Annotated in this window: 13 protein-coding genes; 5 read left to right on the top strand and 8 right to left on the bottom strand. The window is 33.2% G+C overall.

The window, feature by feature from the left end; all coding sequences use genetic code 11:
- Positions 1–31 precede the first annotated feature (31 nt).
- Positions 32–778, bottom strand: coding sequence for a hypothetical protein (locus AW14_RS13965; protein ID WP_044639359.1), 747 nt, complete (start codon positions 776–778; stop codon positions 32–34).
- Positions 779–900: 122 nt separating this feature from the next.
- Between AW14_RS13965 and AW14_RS13960 the strand changes: the two genes are divergently transcribed.
- The 3 genes from AW14_RS13960 to AW14_RS13950 all read left to right on the top strand — a co-directional run bounded on the left by AW14_RS13960 (position 901) and on the right by AW14_RS13950 (position 3,950).
- Positions 901–1,779, top strand: coding sequence for a PPK2 family polyphosphate kinase (locus AW14_RS13960; RefSeq protein WP_044639358.1), 879 nt, complete (start codon positions 901–903; stop codon positions 1,777–1,779).
- A gap of 232 nt (positions 1,780–2,011) precedes the next feature.
- Entirely contained in the window at positions 2,012–3,394 is a 1,383-nt protein-coding gene (locus AW14_RS13955; RefSeq protein ID WP_044639357.1) for a M28 family peptidase, read from the top strand.
- A 4-nt stretch (positions 3,395–3,398) separates the two neighbouring features.
- The gene (locus tag AW14_RS13950; protein WP_044639356.1) at positions 3,399–3,950 is read left to right on the top strand and encodes a hypothetical protein; all 552 of its coding nucleotides are present in this window, start codon (positions 3,399–3,401) and stop codon (positions 3,948–3,950) included.
- Position 3,951: 1 nt separating this feature from the next.
- On the opposite strand, the gene AW14_RS13945 is transcribed toward AW14_RS13950, so the two are convergent.
- The 4 genes from AW14_RS13945 to lysA all read right to left on the bottom strand — a co-directional run bounded on the left by AW14_RS13945 (position 3,952) and on the right by lysA (position 8,347).
- Positions 3,952–4,806 carry a PD40 domain-containing protein gene (locus AW14_RS13945; protein WP_044639355.1) on the bottom strand — a complete coding sequence of 285 codons (855 nt, stop codon included), beginning with the start codon at positions 4,804–4,806 and terminating at the stop codon, positions 3,952–3,954.
- Between the two features lie 246 nt (positions 4,807–5,052).
- On the bottom strand, positions 5,053–5,931 hold the full coding sequence (locus tag AW14_RS15160) for an ester cyclase (protein WP_084708907.1): 879 nt from the start codon (positions 5,929–5,931) through the stop codon (positions 5,053–5,055).
- A 172-nt stretch (positions 5,932–6,103) separates the two neighbouring features.
- A complete protein-coding gene (locus AW14_RS13930) occupies positions 6,104–6,832 on the bottom strand; it encodes a hypothetical protein (protein WP_044639354.1) in 729 nt (242 codons plus the stop codon).
- A 279-nt stretch (positions 6,833–7,111) separates the two neighbouring features.
- Positions 7,112–8,347: a diaminopimelate decarboxylase gene (lysA, locus tag AW14_RS13925; RefSeq protein ID WP_044639353.1), complete on the bottom strand. Its 1,236-nt coding sequence runs from the start codon at positions 8,345–8,347 to the stop codon at positions 7,112–7,114.
- 198 nt (positions 8,348–8,545) lie between these two features.
- On the opposite strand from lysA, the gene sucC reads away from it, so the two are divergent.
- Complete coding sequence (gene sucC, locus AW14_RS13920) at positions 8,546–9,736, top strand: ADP-forming succinate--CoA ligase subunit beta (RefSeq protein ID WP_044639352.1); 1,191 nt, start codon at positions 8,546–8,548, stop codon at positions 9,734–9,736.
- Positions 9,737–9,772: 36 nt separating this feature from the next.
- Here sucC and AW14_RS13915 read toward each other — a convergent pair whose 3' ends face one another.
- Positions 9,773–10,063 carry a DUF1456 family protein gene (locus tag AW14_RS13915; protein ID WP_044639351.1) on the bottom strand — a complete coding sequence of 97 codons (291 nt, stop codon included), beginning with the start codon at positions 10,061–10,063 and terminating at the stop codon, positions 9,773–9,775.
- Between the two features lie 363 nt (positions 10,064–10,426).
- Here AW14_RS13915 and AW14_RS13910 point away from each other — a divergent pair, with 363 nt between their 5' ends.
- Positions 10,427–10,834 (top strand): hypothetical protein, encoded by a 408-nt coding sequence (locus tag AW14_RS13910; RefSeq protein ID WP_044639350.1) that lies wholly within the window; start codon positions 10,427–10,429, stop codon positions 10,832–10,834.
- A 45-nt stretch (positions 10,835–10,879) separates the two neighbouring features.
- On the opposite strand, the gene uvrB is transcribed toward AW14_RS13910, so the two are convergent.
- Both uvrB and AW14_RS13900 read right to left on the bottom strand, forming a co-directional pair.
- Positions 10,880–12,883: an excinuclease ABC subunit UvrB gene (gene uvrB, locus AW14_RS13905; RefSeq protein WP_044639349.1), complete on the bottom strand. Its 2,004-nt coding sequence runs from the start codon at positions 12,881–12,883 to the stop codon at positions 10,880–10,882.
- A gap of 84 nt (positions 12,884–12,967) precedes the next feature.
- Complete coding sequence (locus tag AW14_RS13900; protein ID WP_052647531.1) at positions 12,968–18,079, bottom strand: T9SS type B sorting domain-containing protein; 5,112 nt, start codon at positions 18,077–18,079, stop codon at positions 12,968–12,970.
- Positions 18,080–18,165: the final 86 nt, after the last annotated feature.

Here is an 18,165-nt window from a genome sequence, read left to right as displayed (position 1 = left end):
AAGCGTTAGAAATTTTCTAACGCTTTTTTAATTAATTAATGCTGCTCAAATTTAGTTTGCTTAAGTAATCTGTCGCCATCGCTTTTAAAGCATTTAAATAATGTGTTTTTATTTCATCCATACTTTTCTCTATCAAATTAGATTCAGTGTCAGAGATTTTTATTAAATCGTTTTTCCAATTACAAATTTTTAAAGTTTCATTATAATTTTTAACATTCAGTTCTAATGCCAATTTATAATCCTTAATAAGTAATTCTTTTTGTAATTGTATTGCTTTTAAATTTTTAGCCTCTAGTTTTTTATGTATGTCTTCGGCTTTTTGCTGTAAGGCTTTTTGTTGTGCTTCCAGTTGCTGTTGTTCATCTTCAATAGAAGCAAGGTCGTTATTGGTTTCGTCACTTGTATTTATAGCTCCAGAATTACAACTATCCAATGCTATAATACTATTTTTAGCATGTGCTTTCACGCGTTTAACAAAAAAGCGGCCATCTTCAAAAGTGGTTGCCGTTTCAACTTTTTTTAATAACTCAATACTATCAAAAATTAAATTATAGGCCGTCTCACAACCACAAGATTTTAATATGGGTTTGGCTTTTTCAAACGATTCTAAAGATTTTTTCGAATAATATTTCAAATGGTCTTTATTATTCGATTCGTAAGCATCTTTAATATTTGAATAGGCATAAACTAAATACGAATCGGCAACACCACAATTCGATTGTGCCAGGCCGTTTAGGCTAACTAATGCGCAAAGCATAAAAATAGAGAAGGTTCTCATAAGGTTCAGGTTAAATTAAAAATTTGGGTATTCAAATGTATGTAAAACAAAATAAAAGCGGTGGCATTTCATCGAATACACAGATTTACTTATATTTAAGACAGAATACTAAACCCAACACGATGATTAAAATAGATATCGACGATTTTAAAATTTCTTCACCAATAAACATCAAAGATTTAAATACCAAAAACGATTTAGATGCTAAAAAAGACGATTTAGTAAAAGCCCTAAATTTTGTAAGCAAGAAACTAGGTAAACTACAAAACACCATGTATGCACACGATAAATACAGTGTTTTGGTGTGTTTTCAAGGTATGGATACCGCTGGAAAAGACAGTTTAATTCGCGAAGTATTTAAAAATTTTAATGCTCGAGGTGTTGTGTGTCATAGTTTTAAAGTTCCAACAGATTTAGAGTTGGGTCACGATTATTTATGGCGTCATTACATTGCTTTACCAGAGCGCGGTAAATTTGCAATTTTTAACCGAACGCATTACGAAAATGTGCTCGTAACCCGCGTGCATCCTAACTATATTTTAAACGAAAATCTGCCAACTATTAACTCTGTAGACGATATAGACGAAGCTTTTTGGGACAAACGTTTCGAGCAAATAAATAATTTCGAAAAACACATTGCCGAAAACGGCACCATCATTTTTAAATTCTTCTTAAACCTCTCTAAAGACGAGCAAAAAAACAGACTCCTACGCCGTTTAAAGAAAAAAGAAAAGCACTGGAAATTTTCTCCAGACGATTTAAAAGAGCGTAAAATTTGGGATAAATACCAGGAGTATTACGAAGATGCCATCAATCGCACCTCAAAACCACACGCGCCTTGGTACAATATTCCAGCCGATAATAAAGACGCTGCCCGTTACATCGTTGCAAAAATAATGCACGAAACCCTCAGTAAATATTCAGATATTCAAGAACCAGAATTAAGCGATAAAGTAAAAGACAACCTCGAAATGTATATTAAAGAGCTCAATAACGAGTAAAATTTGGGCATTTTAACACGCTTTCCGTTATATCTTTTTAAAACACAAAACCATTAATTATTTTAAACATTAATGGTTTTTTTATGCTTTAGTTTCAGTTTAAATTAACAAAGGTTTTAAAAAGGATGCCACTCCAATCGTTAATGCAGAGGCGTATATTAACAGAATTTTATATTTCAAAATTAACATCTCATCTAAAGAAAACATATCTTTAAACACCTAAAATCATTTTATGAAAAATATCCAGAGCATCCTTCTGTTTTTTGCTATTATTTCAGGTTTATTAGTACATGCGCAAACCGATGAAGATGTTTTAAAAACCATATATAAAACATCGTTAACCCAGGGCGAAAGTTACAATTGGTTAAACCATTTATCCAATCAAATAGGTAGTCGTTTGTCGGGTTCATTAGGTGCCGAGCGTGCCGTAGCTTACACAAAAGAAGAATTGGATAAACTAGGATTAGATAAAGTATGGTTACAACCCGTTATGGTTCCAAAATGGGTGCGTGGCGCTAAAGAATATGCATACATCGAAACCACTCCAGGAAAAACCAATACAGTTAATATTTGTGCTTTAGGAGGCTCTGTGGCAACGCCGGCTTTGGGAATAAAAGCACAGGTAGTTGAGGTAAAAAGTTTTGAAGAATTAGAAACTTTAGGAACCGAAAAAATTGAAGGTAAAATAGTATTCTTTAACCGCCCCATGCAACCCGATTTAATTAGCACGTTCGATGCTTATGGTGGTTGTGTAAATCAGCGTTACCAAGGTGCTGTAGAAGCTTCAAAATACGGTGCGGTTGGTGTAATTGTGCGTTCAATGAATTTACGATTAGACGATTTACCGCATACCGGTAGCATGACTTATGGCGATTTACCTGTAGAAAAAAGAATACCATCGGCAGCCATTAGTACCAACGATGCAGAAGTACTTAGTACCATGTTGGAACTAAATAAAAACATAAAATTATATTTTAAAACCAATTGCAAAAAATTAAAAGATGTGCAATCTTATAATGTTATTGGTGAAATTACCGGCAGTCAATTTCCAGATAAATACATGATTGTTGGTGGCCATTTAGATTCCTGGGATTTAGGCGATGGCTCCCACGACGACGGGGCAGGCGTGGTACAATCTATGGAAGTTTTAAGACTTTTAAAAACAATAGGCGTTAAACCAAAACACAGCATTCGTGTGGTTTTATTCATGAATGAAGAAAACGGATTACGAGGTGGTAATAAATATGCAGAAGTAGCAAAACAAAATGGTGAAAACCATGTTTTAGCTTTAGAAAGTGATGCCGGAGGTTTTACTCCAAGAGGTTTTAGTTTCGATTGCAACGATGCGAATTTTAATCAGGTTTTAAGTTGGCAAAATTTATTTAAACCTTATTTAATTCATTATTTCGAAAAGGGTGGAAGTGGTGCCGATGTAGGGCCTTTAAAAAACGATCGTATTGTATTGGCAGGCTTACGTCCAGATTCGCAACGTTATTTCGATCATCATCATGCGAGTAATGACACCTTCGATGCCATTAACAAACGCGAGTTAGAGTTAGGGGCAGCAACCATGACTGCTTTAATTTATTTATTTGATAAATACGGAACCAAATAATATTATGAAACACGTTTATATTTTACTCATTTTAATATCATCTGTTATGTTTTCACAAAATGAAGACGTTTTGCCATTTCGCGAAATACCCGAATACCCAGATACATATACTACAAATTTGGTAGCAGCCAGAATGATTGATGGTCTAGGCTTTAGGTATTATTGGGCAAGCGAAGGACTTAGAACCGAAGATTTATTATACAAGTCTAGTCCAGACGCTCGCGAGGCTCAGGAAACCATCGATCATATTTATGGCTTGTCTAAGTTTATTAGAAACAATATGTTACCAACTAATAAAGATACCAGTGATAAAATTTCAGATTTTAAAATAAAACGACAACAAACCTTAATGAATTTAAAGGCCGTTTCTGATGCTTTAAAAAGTACTAATCAACCCTTTGATTTAAAACAAACCACGGTGCCGTTTTGGAATATTATTAATGGGCCTGTAGAAGATGCTGTTTGGCATTGCGGACAAGTTGTAATGATGCGACGCGCTTCAGGAAATCCCTTTACTTCAAATGTTAGTTTGTTTTCTGGGCAAGTAAAAAAGTAATTTAATCTAAAGCTTTTTGGTCAGGAGATAAAGGTTCTTTTAATAATATTTTACAAATTTGGTAATGCTTATTGCGGTACCCTGTAATGAGTAAATTAATATTGTTGGGCGACCAAACCGGTAAAATATCTTCAAAATCATTATACGTTATTTGAATTTTATGTGTACCATCATTTCGCATAATAAATATTTCAGGTTGTAACATATCATTAATTTTAGCAGAATATACAATACGACTGCCTCTAATATTAGACCAACTTGGGTATTCGCTATTGTTCACGAAATAAGTTAATCTGTTTTCTTCGTTTGTTATTATATTTTTGGTGTAAATAACATTACTTTCTGCTTGTGTATTCTTATTTGAAAAATATACTAATTGATCCCCTCTGGGCGAGAGATTTGGCGCTAAGTTGTTATAGTTGTCTGCCAGTATTTTTTTTAAGCGTTTGCCGTTTGTTGAGCATTTGTAAAAATGAGATACTCCATTTTTAGATTCGGCAGAAAAAGTAATTTCCATACCATTGGGAGCAAATTCGGGGAAATGTTTGTTTAAATCTAAATCTATAGGAAGCTGTTTTAAGGTTTCAGAATCTAAATTATAAACAAAAATATCGCTGGTGCCATTTCTATCAGATTCAAAAATTATTGCATTTTTATAAGGGCTATATTTAGGTCTTCTGTCGTTTGCAGTAGAATTTATTAATCGTTTTTGTTTTTCTCCGTCAATTCCCATGGTGTAAATTTGCCAATGGCCATCTCGATTCGATTCAAAAACAATTTGAGTACCTTCTTTATTATAACTCGCATATCGGTTATCGGCTTCTGTATTTGTTAACTGAATTTCTTTAAAACCCATCTCTTGGCAAAACGAATTTTCACATGTTAACATTACAACAAGAAAAAGAAGGGAATATAAGTGCACTTTAATAATTTAAAAACGGGATTTAATGAGGTACTAATATAAGTCTTTTCGATAAATTTAATTTAAGCATCATTTAGGTTACATCTAATTTAAACCCACTGTTCCTTTAATAGATACAAATATTTTTTTAAAACAATAACCAACATACATGATGTTGGTTATTATTTCATGTAGAAGCTATTATTTGTTTACATCGTGAAGTTGTTTCGTGTCCACATATTGTTGAAAAGTGATAACTTTTCCATCTCTTAAAGAGAAGTGGTGGGCAACTTGTGCATCTAATAAAGCGCCATTCTTTTTTAATTTTCCTTTGTAACGTAATGTGGCTAATACTTCATTATTGGACATGTCGTGCAGTTTAATATCTGCGAGATTGAAGTATTCATAATCGTTTCCAACACGACTAAAAACGCCTTCTAAAACCGCATTCGGACCAATATAAGGGTTTCCATCTGCATAGGCATTGCCTTCGGCTTCATTCCAAACAACTTGTGGATCGAGCAAAGAAAGTACAGTAGGTATATCACCTTTAGAAAAAGCATCATATAAATTAGTAATTACAGTAAGGTTTTCTGGATTTGAGATTATGCCTAATTGTTGCATAAACAACATATTATCTAAAAAATCTTGCTCTTGTAAAATTTTACCATTTTTCATTTTCACCAAAGTAACACCTTCAATATTAACAGTTTTATTTGTTGCAGGAATTCCAAAAAATAATCCCGTGTGGGTGCCAGCAAAACTCCAATGTTTCACAATTTTTTCGCCTTGACCAAAAATATCTTTTACTGTAAAGTTGATGTTTGTAAAACCAGTTAAATATTCGGCGTAATAGTTTTTTACACTTTCAATGCCTACTAAATTTTCTGGACTCATAATTACGGTGATGTCTTTGTCAAAATTAGTTTCATTGAATAGTTCTAATTTTCCGTTATTAATAATTTCATACCAAGTATTGGAATACATTTCAATGTCTTTGTTTGTTTTATTATCACAGGAAATAAGTGCAAAAACACTTATAAATAGTAACATGTAAATTGAAAATTTGATAGTTTTCATGATTTTAAAATTTATTGGTTGTATTTAGTTAGGTTGTTTTAGTTTCAATTTTTTATGGTTATAAGGCATTGAAACTTCATGAACTTCTTAAAAGAATCATTTTAATTTAATTGAAATAAAAGCCCAACATAAGTTGAGCTTTTAAGGGCATGTTTTAATATGTAATTAAAACTTAGTTAGAGAGTTCCTTGTTTAGCGTATACATATAAGACCATTCTGAAGATAAAGCGTCTCTCATTTTATTTCGAGTCGCATCTGTTTTGGCTTTACCATTAACTTTCTCATATACTTTCCATACGCCATCGCGATCTGTGTCTAAATCGGCAAAGTTTTTAAAGGGCACAGACACAAAATAATCGGCAACATCGGGGCTACCACCCATAAGGCTATACCAAGTGCCTCTGCCATCTCCTTCTGCTTTTTTCAGGGCAGCAGTAGTTTCATTAATTACTTCCATGAAAAGAGTCGAGTTTTTAATTTTAAAATAATGAACCCAAACAAGAGATATATCGTCACTCATGGAAAGTTTTTCACTTATATTGGGCATCGATCGGGCAATATTATACTCTATAGATTCAATATGTGGTCGTATTAAATTAATTACGGTCATACGACAAGCTTTTCCAGCTTCATCATTGTCGTCATCCATTTCGGCCCATTTTGCCATAACACCGGTTAATCCATAAACAGTGCCTTTGCCTTGCACACGGCGCCACATATTCCATTTGTCTTCGCCTTTGTTTTCTAAGTAACATGCTTTCCAGGCTTTTACTCCTTCAATAAATTGAGCTTCATGACCATGTTTAACAGTAATTTGGGTCATGTTTAATAGGAAACTTTCGTTTTCTTGTGCTACCATAACAAGTGGTAGTAATAGCATTAGGTACAGTAATTTTCTCATAATTTTGGTTTTGGTTAGAATTGATTAATTTGTTAAAATATTAGTCGATTTAGCCTAATTAAAGTCATCAATAGATTTTAAAATAAAATTTCAATTCGGGGGGTAAGGATTGTTGCTAAGCTCTGGGGAGAAAATTCTGAACGCTTAAATATAATATAATTTTTCTTAAAAAATTATGTTGTAGCTGTTTAAAATATTGATAATCAATAAATTTATGTTTTTAGATAAAAAAAAGCCCAACATTTGTTGGGCTTTTAAAGTTTAGTTTGCTGGCAAAGTTTATTTCACTAATTCTTTTTCTTTCTTAGTAGCAAAATTTATTTCTATTTGATTGTGTATAATATCATCAAATGTTTCTCTTTTTCTAATAAGGTGTGCTTCGTTGTTATACCATAGCACTTCTGCAGGTTTTAATCTTGAGTTGTAATTGCTCGCCATTGAGAAGCAATAAGCGCCTGCATTTTTAAAACATAATACATCACCTTCGTTAATTTCTTTAATACGACGGTTATTACCAAAGGTGTCAGTTTCACAAATATAACCCACTACAGTATAAAAACGCTCGCGACCTTCAGGATTTGAGATGTTGGTTATATCGTGATGTGAACCATAAAACATGGGGCGAATTAAGTGATTAAAACCAGAGTCTACTTGTGCAAATACTGTTGAAGTTGTTTGTTTTACAGCGTTTACTTTGGTTAAAAAATAACCAGATTCGCTAACAAGGAATTTGCCAGGCTCGAAAGCTAAAGTTAAATCTTTGCCATATTCTGTACAGAACGTATTGAATCTTTCAGATAATTTTTTTCCTAATTCTTCTATATTCGTTTCTATGTCACCTTGTTTGTAAGGTACTTTAAAACCAGAACCAAAATCAATAAAATCTAAATTTTTAAATTGTTTAGCCGTTTCAAATAAAATTTCGCTAGCATATAAAAAGACTTCAATATCTAATATATCACTTCCTGTATGCATATGAATACCGTTAATAGTCATTTTAGTATTTTCAACAATACGTAAAATATGAGGTATTTGATGAATGGAAATACCGAATTTAGAATCGATATGACCTACCGAAATATTAGCATTTCCACCAGCCATAACATGCGGATTAATACGAATACACACAGGTGTTTTTGGATGTTTAGCACCAAACTGTTCTAAAATCGATAAGTTATCAATATTTATTTTAACGCCTAACTGGGCCGCTTCTTCAATTTCGGCTAGTGAAACACCGTTTGGTGTAAAAATAATTTGTTCTGGTAAAAAACCGGCTGCTAAGCCTAATTGTACTTCTTGAATCGATACAGTATCGATACCAGAACCTAGTTTATTAAAAAACTTTAATATAGAGATATTAGATAATGCTTTAACTGCATAATTAAGTTTTAGCTTTTTAACATCTTTAAATGCATTTGTAAGTCTATTGTATTGCGCTTCTATTTTTTCAGCATTGTATACATAAACTGGACTACCAAAATCTTCTGCAATTTTAAGCAATTGACTGTCTAACATAATTTTCAATTTTTTTGCAAATATATTTCTTTAGAGTCAATAAAAAATAAATAACTAAAAAATTATACAAACTAAACAAAATGTTAATTATTTAACAACTAATAATTAGTTATTACAATTTAAAGTTTTCATAATTAAATATTAGGGTAAGTTATCATGTTTATTTACATTTGCCTTTCTTAAACTATTTAGCGAATTATGAATTTACACGAATACCAAGGTAAAGAAATACTAAGCAGTTTTGGAGTGCGTATACAAAGAGGTATCGTAGCCCAAAATGCACAAGAAGCTGTAGCAGCTGCAAAACAACTAACACAAGAAACAGGCACTAGCTGGTATGTGATTAAAGCACAAGTACACGCTGGTGGTCGTGGTAAAGGTGGTGGCGTTAAACTTGCTAAAAACTTACAAGAGGTTGAAACAATTGCAGGACAAATTATAGGAATGAATCTTATAACACCTCAAACGTCTGCCGAAGGAAAAAAAGTTCACCAAGTTTTAGTTGCAGAAGATGTTTACTATCCTGGAGAAAGTGAAACGAGCGAGTTTTATGTTTCTGTATTATTAAATAGAGGAACGGGCCGTAACATGATTATGTATTCTACAGAAGGTGGAATGGATATTGAAATCGTTGCAGAAGAAACGCCTCATTTAATCTTTACAGAAGAAGTAGATCCTGCTGTTGGTTTATTACCATTTCAAGCAAGACGTGTTGCTTTTAATTTAGGTTTATCGGGTACAGCGTTTAAGGAAATGACAAAATTTGTTACAAATCTTTATACTGCTTACGTAAAATCTGATGCTTCTTTATTTGAAATCAATCCAGTATTAAAAACTAGTGATGATAAAATTTTAGCTGTTGATGCTAAAGTAACTATCGATGATAATGCGCTTTACAGACATAAATCATATTTAGATTTACGTGATATTAGAGAAGAAAGTGCTATTGAAGTAGAAGCAGGCGAGCAAGGTTTAAATTACGTAGATTTAGATGGTAACGTTGGATGTATGGTAAACGGAGCAGGTCTAGCTATGGCAACTATGGATTTAATTAAGCAAGCAGGTGGTGAGCCAGCAAACTTCCTAGATGTTGGAGGTACAGCTGATGCTGCACGTGTTGAAGCTGCTTTTAAAATTATTTTAAAAGATCCAGCAGTTAAAGCCATTCTTATAAACATATTTGGTGGTATTGTTCGTTGTGATCGTGTGGCTCAAGGTGTTATTGATGCATATAAAAACATGGGAACTATTAACGTGCCAATTATAGTGCGTTTACAAGGTACCAATGCAGATATTGCTAAAGAATTAATTGACAACTCTGGATTAGCCGTTTTAAGTGCGACTGAGTTCCAAGAGGCTGCAGATAAAGTACAGGAAGTTTTGGCTTAACAAAACCTTCATCATACTCAATAAAAAAAGAGCAACTTAATCGTTGCTCTTTTTTGTTTTATTACTTATGTTTTTTTCTTTATTCAGTGTGGGTTCTTTTTTAGGCAATGGTCCACGATAATGAATAACCAATCCGTTTAAAAAGTTTCTTAAAATTTGATCTCCACATTCCATATATTTCGGATGATCTTCATTTCTAAAAAAAGCACCCAATTCGCTTTTAGAAATTCTAAAATCTACAAGTTCTAGAATTTTAACTATATCATCATCTCTTAATTTTAAGGCAACTCTTAACTTCTTTAAAACATCATTATTTGTTAATCCCATAGGTATGCTATTTATATTTTAAATTTTACAAAAACCATTTTAGTTTTAGTAGAATTAGCGTTTTTATAATTTTTGTAAAGATACCTTAAATTTTAATTATAGTTTTTATTAATTTAAACAGGAAATATTTAATTTAAATTATTGAAAATCAATAAAATATAATTTTGTTTTTATTGAAAATGACCCAACAAAAATTGAAAAAAACAGGGAGTAATTATGTTGTAAGTTGTTGATTATGAGTTGAAACTAAAGAAAATTACGATAAAATACATATCACTTTTCGATGAGTTACATTATATCTACGATTATAAATGAACACTTTGTGCGTATCTTTAAAGGGTAATTAATTAATCCCTTTTTTATATGATTAATAGAGTTGAAAAGCTAAGTCTATTATCGGAAATGATAGCTTTTGCCAAGTATGATAAGGACCTTAAAAATATTGAATACAATTTTTTATTAGGGGTTGCGAGACAGTTGGAAATATCTCGTGAGGATTTCGACTATTTAATAGAACATCCTATTAATTATAAACATTTAAAATCTCACAGCGAGCGCATTGTTCAGTTTCATAGATTGGTTTTATTAATGAATATAGATGACAATAGTGATAACAATTCAAAAAATGTTATTAAGCTCTTTAATTTTGGATTACGAATGGGCTTAAGTCACGAATCTATAAATAAAGTACTATATCTAATGGAAAGTTTTCCAAACAAAATTGTTCCGCCAGATGTTCTTATCGATATTTTTAAAACGCAATACAATTAAAATCTGCTAAGTATTTTTTTAATTGTGCTATGAAAAGCTAAAAGTTTAAACTTTTAGCTTTTCTAGTTTTTCCTGGTATCCTTTTATTTCGTCTCTTAATTTGGCTGCAACAATGAAATCTAGGGCTTTGGCAGCTTCTTCCATAAGTTTTCGCTTATCTTTTATTTTATTTTCTAGTTCAGGTTTACTTAAATAGGCACTTTCTGGTTCTGCAGCTCGTCGTGCTTCCAGTTCATAACTATAGCTACTTACCGAATTTTTAGTTAGTGCATTGTCTAAACTCTTGTTTAAAGCTTTGGGTTTTAAATTATGTTTGGTATTGTAATTAATTTGCTTTTCGCGGCGGTAGTTAGTATCATCAATAGTTTGTTGCATGCTATTGGTTATTTTATCGGCATACATAATAGCTTTTCCATTTAGGTTTCTAGCGGCTCTTCCAACAGTTTGTGTTAAAGAACGTGCAGAACGTAAAAAACCTTCTTTATCGGCATCTAAAATCGCTACTAACGACACTTCAGGTAAATCTAAGCCTTCACGAAGTAAATTTACACCAACTAAAACATCAAATAAACCTTTGCGTAAATCTTGCATAATTTCTACGCGTTCCAACGTGTCAACATCACTGTGTATGTAACGGCAACGAATTTGAATTCTGTCTAAATACTTAGTAAGCTCTTCGGCCATACGTTTAGTTAGGGTTGTTACCAGCGTACGTTCGTCTTTTTCTACACGCAGTTGAATTTCTTCAATTAAATCGTCTATTTGATTTAAACTAGGTCTAACCTCAATGATGGGGTCTAACAAGCCAGTCGGACGAATAATTTGCTCAACATAAACACCATCGGTTTTCTTTAATTCATAGTCGGCTGGAGTGGCACTAACATAAATTACTTGATTTTGGATGGCTTCAAATTCTTCAAATTTTAACGGACGATTATCCATCGCCGCGGGTAACCTAAAACCATATTCAACTAAGTTTTCTTTACGGCTGCGGTCACCACCATACATGGCATGTACTTGAGAAATCGTAACATGGCTTTCATCGACTACCATTAAATAATCGTCTGGAAAATAATCTAATAAACAAAAGGGACGTGTTCCTGGTTGTCTGCCATCTAAGTAGCGCGAATAATTTTCGATACCCGAGCAGTAACCTAATTCCCGAATCATTTCTAAATCGAATTCGGTACGTTCTTTTAGGCGTTTGGCTTCTAAATGCTTGCCAATTTCTACAAAGTAATCGTGTTGTTTTACCAAATCGTCTTGAATTTCCTTAATGGCATTTTGCAAAACATCGGGCGAGGTTACAAACATATTCGCAGGGTAAATGGTAAGACGTTCGTATTTTTCTATCACCTCATTGGTTTCAATATTGAAAGCTTCAATATCTTCAATTTCGTCTCCAAAAAAATGAATTCTAAAGGCATCGTCGGCATAACTTGGAAAAATATCTAAAGTATCACCTTTAATTCTGAAATTACCATGTTTAAAGTCGGCCTCGGTTCTGGAATACAAACTTTGAACCAATTGATGTAGTAATTTGGTTCGTGATATTTCTTGATCGCGCTCTAGTGAAATAACATTTTTTTGAAATTCAACAGGATTTCCAATACCGTATAAACAGGAAACAGAGGCTACCACTAATACATCGCGTCTTCCAGAAAGTAGCGAAGAGGTGGCGCTTAAACGCATTTTTTCAATTTCTTCGTTTATGGATAAATCTTTTTCAATGTAAACACCCGAAACAGGAATGTAGGCTTCAGGTTGATAATAATCGTAATACGAAACGAAATATTCTACGGCATTATCGGGGAAAAATTGTTTGAATTCTGAATATAACTGGGCTGCCAAGGTTTTATTATGTGCTAAAACCAAAGTTGGTTTTTGAACTTGTTCTATAACATTAGCAACTGTAAAGGTTTTTCCAGAACCTGTTACACCCAATAGTGTTTGGTATTTTTCATCAGAATTTAAGCCCTGGGTTAATTGTTTTATGGCTTCGGGCTGGTCGCCTGTTGGACTAAATTCAGATACGATTTTGAATTTCATATATTCTTTCTTTTTCAACTAAAAGCCATCAACTTACTTTTAGTATGTGCAATTTAATAAGTAAAATTACTTAAAAAAAATGTGTTAGCGTTTTAGGGTAAAGTGTCCTGTAAATTCCCTGCCGTCTTCTAAAATTACTTTAAACCAATAATCGTCTGTTGGTAGTAAACTGCCTCTAAACATGCCATCCCATCCCTGAGAATTGGTACTTAATTGCTTTAAAAGTTTTCCGTATCTGTCGAAAATATAAATTTTACTATTGGGTTGAAATTGAGAGTTTACACCTAAAACTTGCCAATAATCGTTATAACCATCTCCATTTGGAGTGAAATATTTAGGATATCCAATAACCGATATTTTAATTTTACTGGTTCCGCATCCTTTTTTATCGCGCACATACAAAACATGAAAACCAGCTTTTACAAAATCAAAAAAGGGTTCGTCTTGGTAACTTCCAAATTCATCATCTAGCGAATATTCGTAATCACCCAAACCAAGATTACTTTCGTTTATGGTTATGGTATTGTTCTCTGATGCGTCTTTAATGGTTAGGTCATTTAAAGTGATGGTCGCTAATTCTGAAGCATTTACAAATATTTCTTTGGTTTTAGAACAGTTAGAACCATCTGTTTTAGTTAACGTTATGAAGTAGGTGCCGGGTGTTGAAACGGTTAATGTTGAAGCATTTGATAAGATTGTACCATCTTGGTATTTCCATTCGTAGGTATAAATTTCAGAATTATTGTCTTCAATAGGGTCTAAAATAATAGTAAATGTTGGGTCTGAAGAACATACAATTTGAGGTGTTTCTATATAGAAATCTGGAATTTTATTTACAATTAAGTCGATAGTTGTTGAAGCTATGCAATTGGTGTTTAATGGATTAATAACTTCTGCTAATATAGTTTGATTGCCAGAAATTAGTGGATTAGGCAATGTTTGATTTTTAACGGTATTACCCATCTCATTAGTAAAGGTGTAATAAATTTCCATTCCTGTTTGCGAACCTAAAATTGTACTGTTAAAATTTGAAGTGTTGAAAGGATATAAACCATCATTGTCTATGTCGCCAGCGTCACCATCGCAAACAGGAGATAGATTTAAAGGGAAGGCCAAAGGTTGTGTATCAACAATAAAATCTAATGTAGTTTCAACAAAACAGGGCCCATCAGGAGCAGAAGTACTGTTGTTAGATACCATAATTTTTATTGTTTGACTTCCTGTTAAAAATGGATTTGGAAGCGGACTCGGTAAAGCATTACCCGAAGCATCCCAGTAAGTAATATTAAAATCTGTCGGGTTTTGACTGCCTAGCAAATCGGTTTCTATAGTTGAAGTATCAAAAGGGTACAAGCCATCTGTATCATCGTCGCATTGTCTGCTAATACTTATGGAGTTTAATACGGGTAAAGGTTCTACAGTTAGCAAAATATAGGCACCCAAACCTAAACAATCGTTTGAAAGGCTACTATCTATTCTTACATAAATGTACTGCGTGTTAGGATAACCAATATTTCTATAATTTGAAATATCTAAAATTTCATTCATTTCTGCTAAAGCATCGGTTTCATTTCTGTAATAACGAGGTGGTAAAGGGTTTTGTCCAGATGGAATAAAACTTAAAATTTGTGCATTAACACTACTAAAATCGAATGTTGCAATGCCATCTTTATCATTATTATTGGCATTGTTATTTCCATTGATATCTAAAAAATCATCACATTGATTGAAGGTTGCCAGGAAATTAGAGGGTATGGTTGTTGTAGATACATTCAACTGAATTTCAGAAACTCCGGCACAGCCATTTTGCCCCAAAACACGAGCCCAAACAACATCCGAATTTATGGTTCTGTTTGTAAATGTTGTAGGGTTTGTAATGAATTCTGGGCTGGTTTCATCACCCAATTTTGCAGATGTTTCCGTTAGGTAATAGCTAATGGTTTCGTTTGCTATATTGTTAGAAATTTTTTGGTTAGCTTCGGTTAAATTAAAAGCGCTAAAGCCTAAAGTTGTCGGGTCTTCGTCATCACATTGAACTAAAACTACAAAAGGTGTAACAATGGGCTTGGGTAGTATATTTACATTTACTATTTGAGAATATAATCCGCAGGCATTATCGGCTCTATTAATAAAGGCTCTGTATTTGTTTCCATTAAAAGATAAGGGCGTATTGGTAAAAATGAGTTCGAAGGTGTTAACACCACTATAAATAGCATTGTTTGTTAATACGCTCCAAGTGGTTCCATTATCTTCTGATACTTCCCATTGAATGGTTTCTGCATCGGGAGAAGATAAAGGCATGCTTATGTTGTCTCCCTCACACACTATGGTGGCTGTCATTTGTGAGGCTATGGTAAGGGGTGAAGCCTTTAAATAATTACTATTAGGTGTTGTATAACCATCTGAAGCATTAGTGACAACTCCAAATGTGTTAACTATTACTGTTGAATCACCTAAGAAACCATCATTATTTCCATCGGAAAAACCAGCTTCAATAACATCGTCACAGTCATCGCCATCGCTATCTATATCGTAGTAGTTTAAATAAATATCTGCATCGGTATTTAAAACAGTAACACCAATAATGTTACTATCGGGAAACGTTTCGGCTAAATCATACCAGCCATTAGCACCAATATTGCTTATAACATTGTCTATAATCCCATCGAAATTTGAATCCGGGAAACCGCTGCCACTTTCTAAAATATCATAAATACCATCGTTATCACTATCTAAGTCTAAATAATCGTAAACACCATCGTTATCGCTATCGAAAGGAGGAATATTTAAATCGAATTGATCATCTAAGCCATTATTATCTAAATCAACACCACTTAATGTCAGGGTTTTACCGGTGTTTTCCAGTATATCTGGAATGCCATCGTTATCGCTGTCGTAATCTAAACTATCTTCAATACCATCGTTATCACTATCTACTTTAAAACAATTTAGCGCTAAGGTGCCATGCAACGTAGAGACTATGTTACTATTTGATGCTATGTGATTAAAGGTGACACTAGAAACTTGATTGGCATAAAAATTAAACGGTGTTGTCCCTTGAGATGCGGGATTGTACTTAAAATGAATTTCAGAACCAGAAATTGAAGTTATTCCTGTTTCGAAAACCCCATCAAAATTAGAGTCAATTAATAATCGATCATCAGGGTCTAAAAGGGTTATGTTTTTATTTACAGGAAGAATTTTAACTATAAAATATGCATCGTCTGTAATGCTATTACTTTGACTTGTATCTTCTGAAAATTGAAAATTTATGGCTTCATTAAAATTTAAAATGTATTCGTTTTTCCCGTCGATTGAAGGATTTATGATACTTGTAAAGTTTCCACTGGCATTTCCCGAGAAACTGTGTGTTACACCATCTGAACTGCTTTGCGAATACGAAGCAGACGCTATAGAATTATTAACGGTGTTATCTTGAAAAATTAATTGAGGGGTTAATATGTTAGTTAAATTGATATTTACATCGCCCCGCGACTCGAAACAATTTGGCATGCCGTCGTTATCGTTGTCTATATCTAAATTGTCTATAATACCATCATTATCAATATCATCTGGACAAAAACTAACGGGTATTTCAATAGATTCCAGTGTTAAACCCGAACAGGCAACAATACCGATTAGTTTATATTTACCTGGAACAGTTGGTTTAAAATCGGGTGTTGTAATATTTAAATTTTCGAAACCATTGCCTAAGCCATAATCGCCCCACCACTGGAAACTATCGAAACTTCCAGTATTTGCGGCAGAAAGTGTAATGTTTGGTATGCAATTTCCTAAAGAAATAAACTGCGCATCGAAATTAATTTCGGGAGCTATTGGAAATCCAGAATAGAAACTTCCTGAAGTTGCAGCACCATTAAAATTAAAATAGCCACAATATAACTCGTCTGTACTTTGCACCGAAATATTACCGGTAAGTCCTGTAACTTTATAAGTTATATAATTGGTGTTTCCTGTAACGGTTTGTGGTCCAATGGTTGAAAAATTAGCTATTGGTAAATTATTAATAGTCACTGTTGCACCAGCTTTGGTTACAATAGTTACACCTCCAGAATAAACGGTGCTTCCTATAGATTGAATAAATGGAATATTATCTACATTGCCTCGAGCCTCGCAACTTAAAGGTGGGACAAAAAACATACCTTGATTGGCTTCACTAGTAGTAGCACCCACACCTTGATATGCAAAAACAGGCTGGCTTGTCTGCACGTACATGTTGCCGTTAGAACTGTAAAAACTCCCTTCTATTACATAATGCTCTCCTGCATTTATGTTTGTTATTTGGTTACCATTAATACTTATAGATGTGTTATTAGAATGGGCTACAATTAAAACATTTTCCCAACTATTTTGTCCATCGCCTTTAACAAAAATATATTCCGACCCTACTTTAGAGAGTCCTACAATTTGGTCTATACCGTAGTCTCTGCCACCACCATTTCCAAAACTACCATTTGCCGACCCACAGTTAACTACTATAGGTTTTGAAGATGCTACTAAAGTACCAATTAAGCCATCTCTGTTTGCTATGGCATCAAGGCTATTCACTGCAATAGTATAACTCTCTCCTTTATTTAATGTAGCCGAAATTGGTGTTGTTCCAGAATAGTTTTTTATAATGAGACCGCTAGCTAAATCACTAAAAGTTACTTGTGTATTATCTTCGGTAGCCATTACCGAAACGAAGTTTAAATAATTACTTTGCGGATTTTCGTTCGTGTAGGTTCCAACTCTAAAAATAGTGCCTAATGCAGCAGAACCTTTGCTTACCAGAGCTCCTGCTTGTGAGCCTGCATTCATTCTAACAGAAACATAAATAGCGCCGTCTGCTTCTATAATATAACCTCTATCATTTTTAACAACGCTTGTTTGAGCAGAAGGAATGAATAATTGCCCATTTCCAGAGCCTAAAAAGATTTCTTTTGGATTAGCATTAGATACAATACCGGTAATATTATTGGATAAAGGTTGCCCTACAGGCTTTATAGTATATTTTATATTGGTTATGCTTGGAGTTGAAATATAGATGTATTGATCTTGTGGATTTGCACTACCAGAATCCGCATTTGTTAATGGTGGAATAAAGTGTGTTTTACTTAGCTGAGAATATCCTAAAAGAGTTGTAAAAAAAACTAAAAATATTAGTATTTTTTTTGAGTTAGTATGTTTAAGCATTAATGAATTGACTAGCGATTAATTAAAATATTTAAATATATTGAAATTATTAAATTTAAATATTTTAATTAAATAAAAGTTATATT

The organism is Siansivirga zeaxanthinifaciens CC-SAMT-1 (genome assembly GCF_000941055.1).
GTDB classification, from domain to species: Bacteria; Bacteroidota; Bacteroidia; order Flavobacteriales; family Flavobacteriaceae; genus Siansivirga; species Siansivirga zeaxanthinifaciens.
The sequence above is the reverse complement of the archived record's forward strand: the minus strand, read 5'-3'. Positions and strand labels throughout refer to the sequence as shown.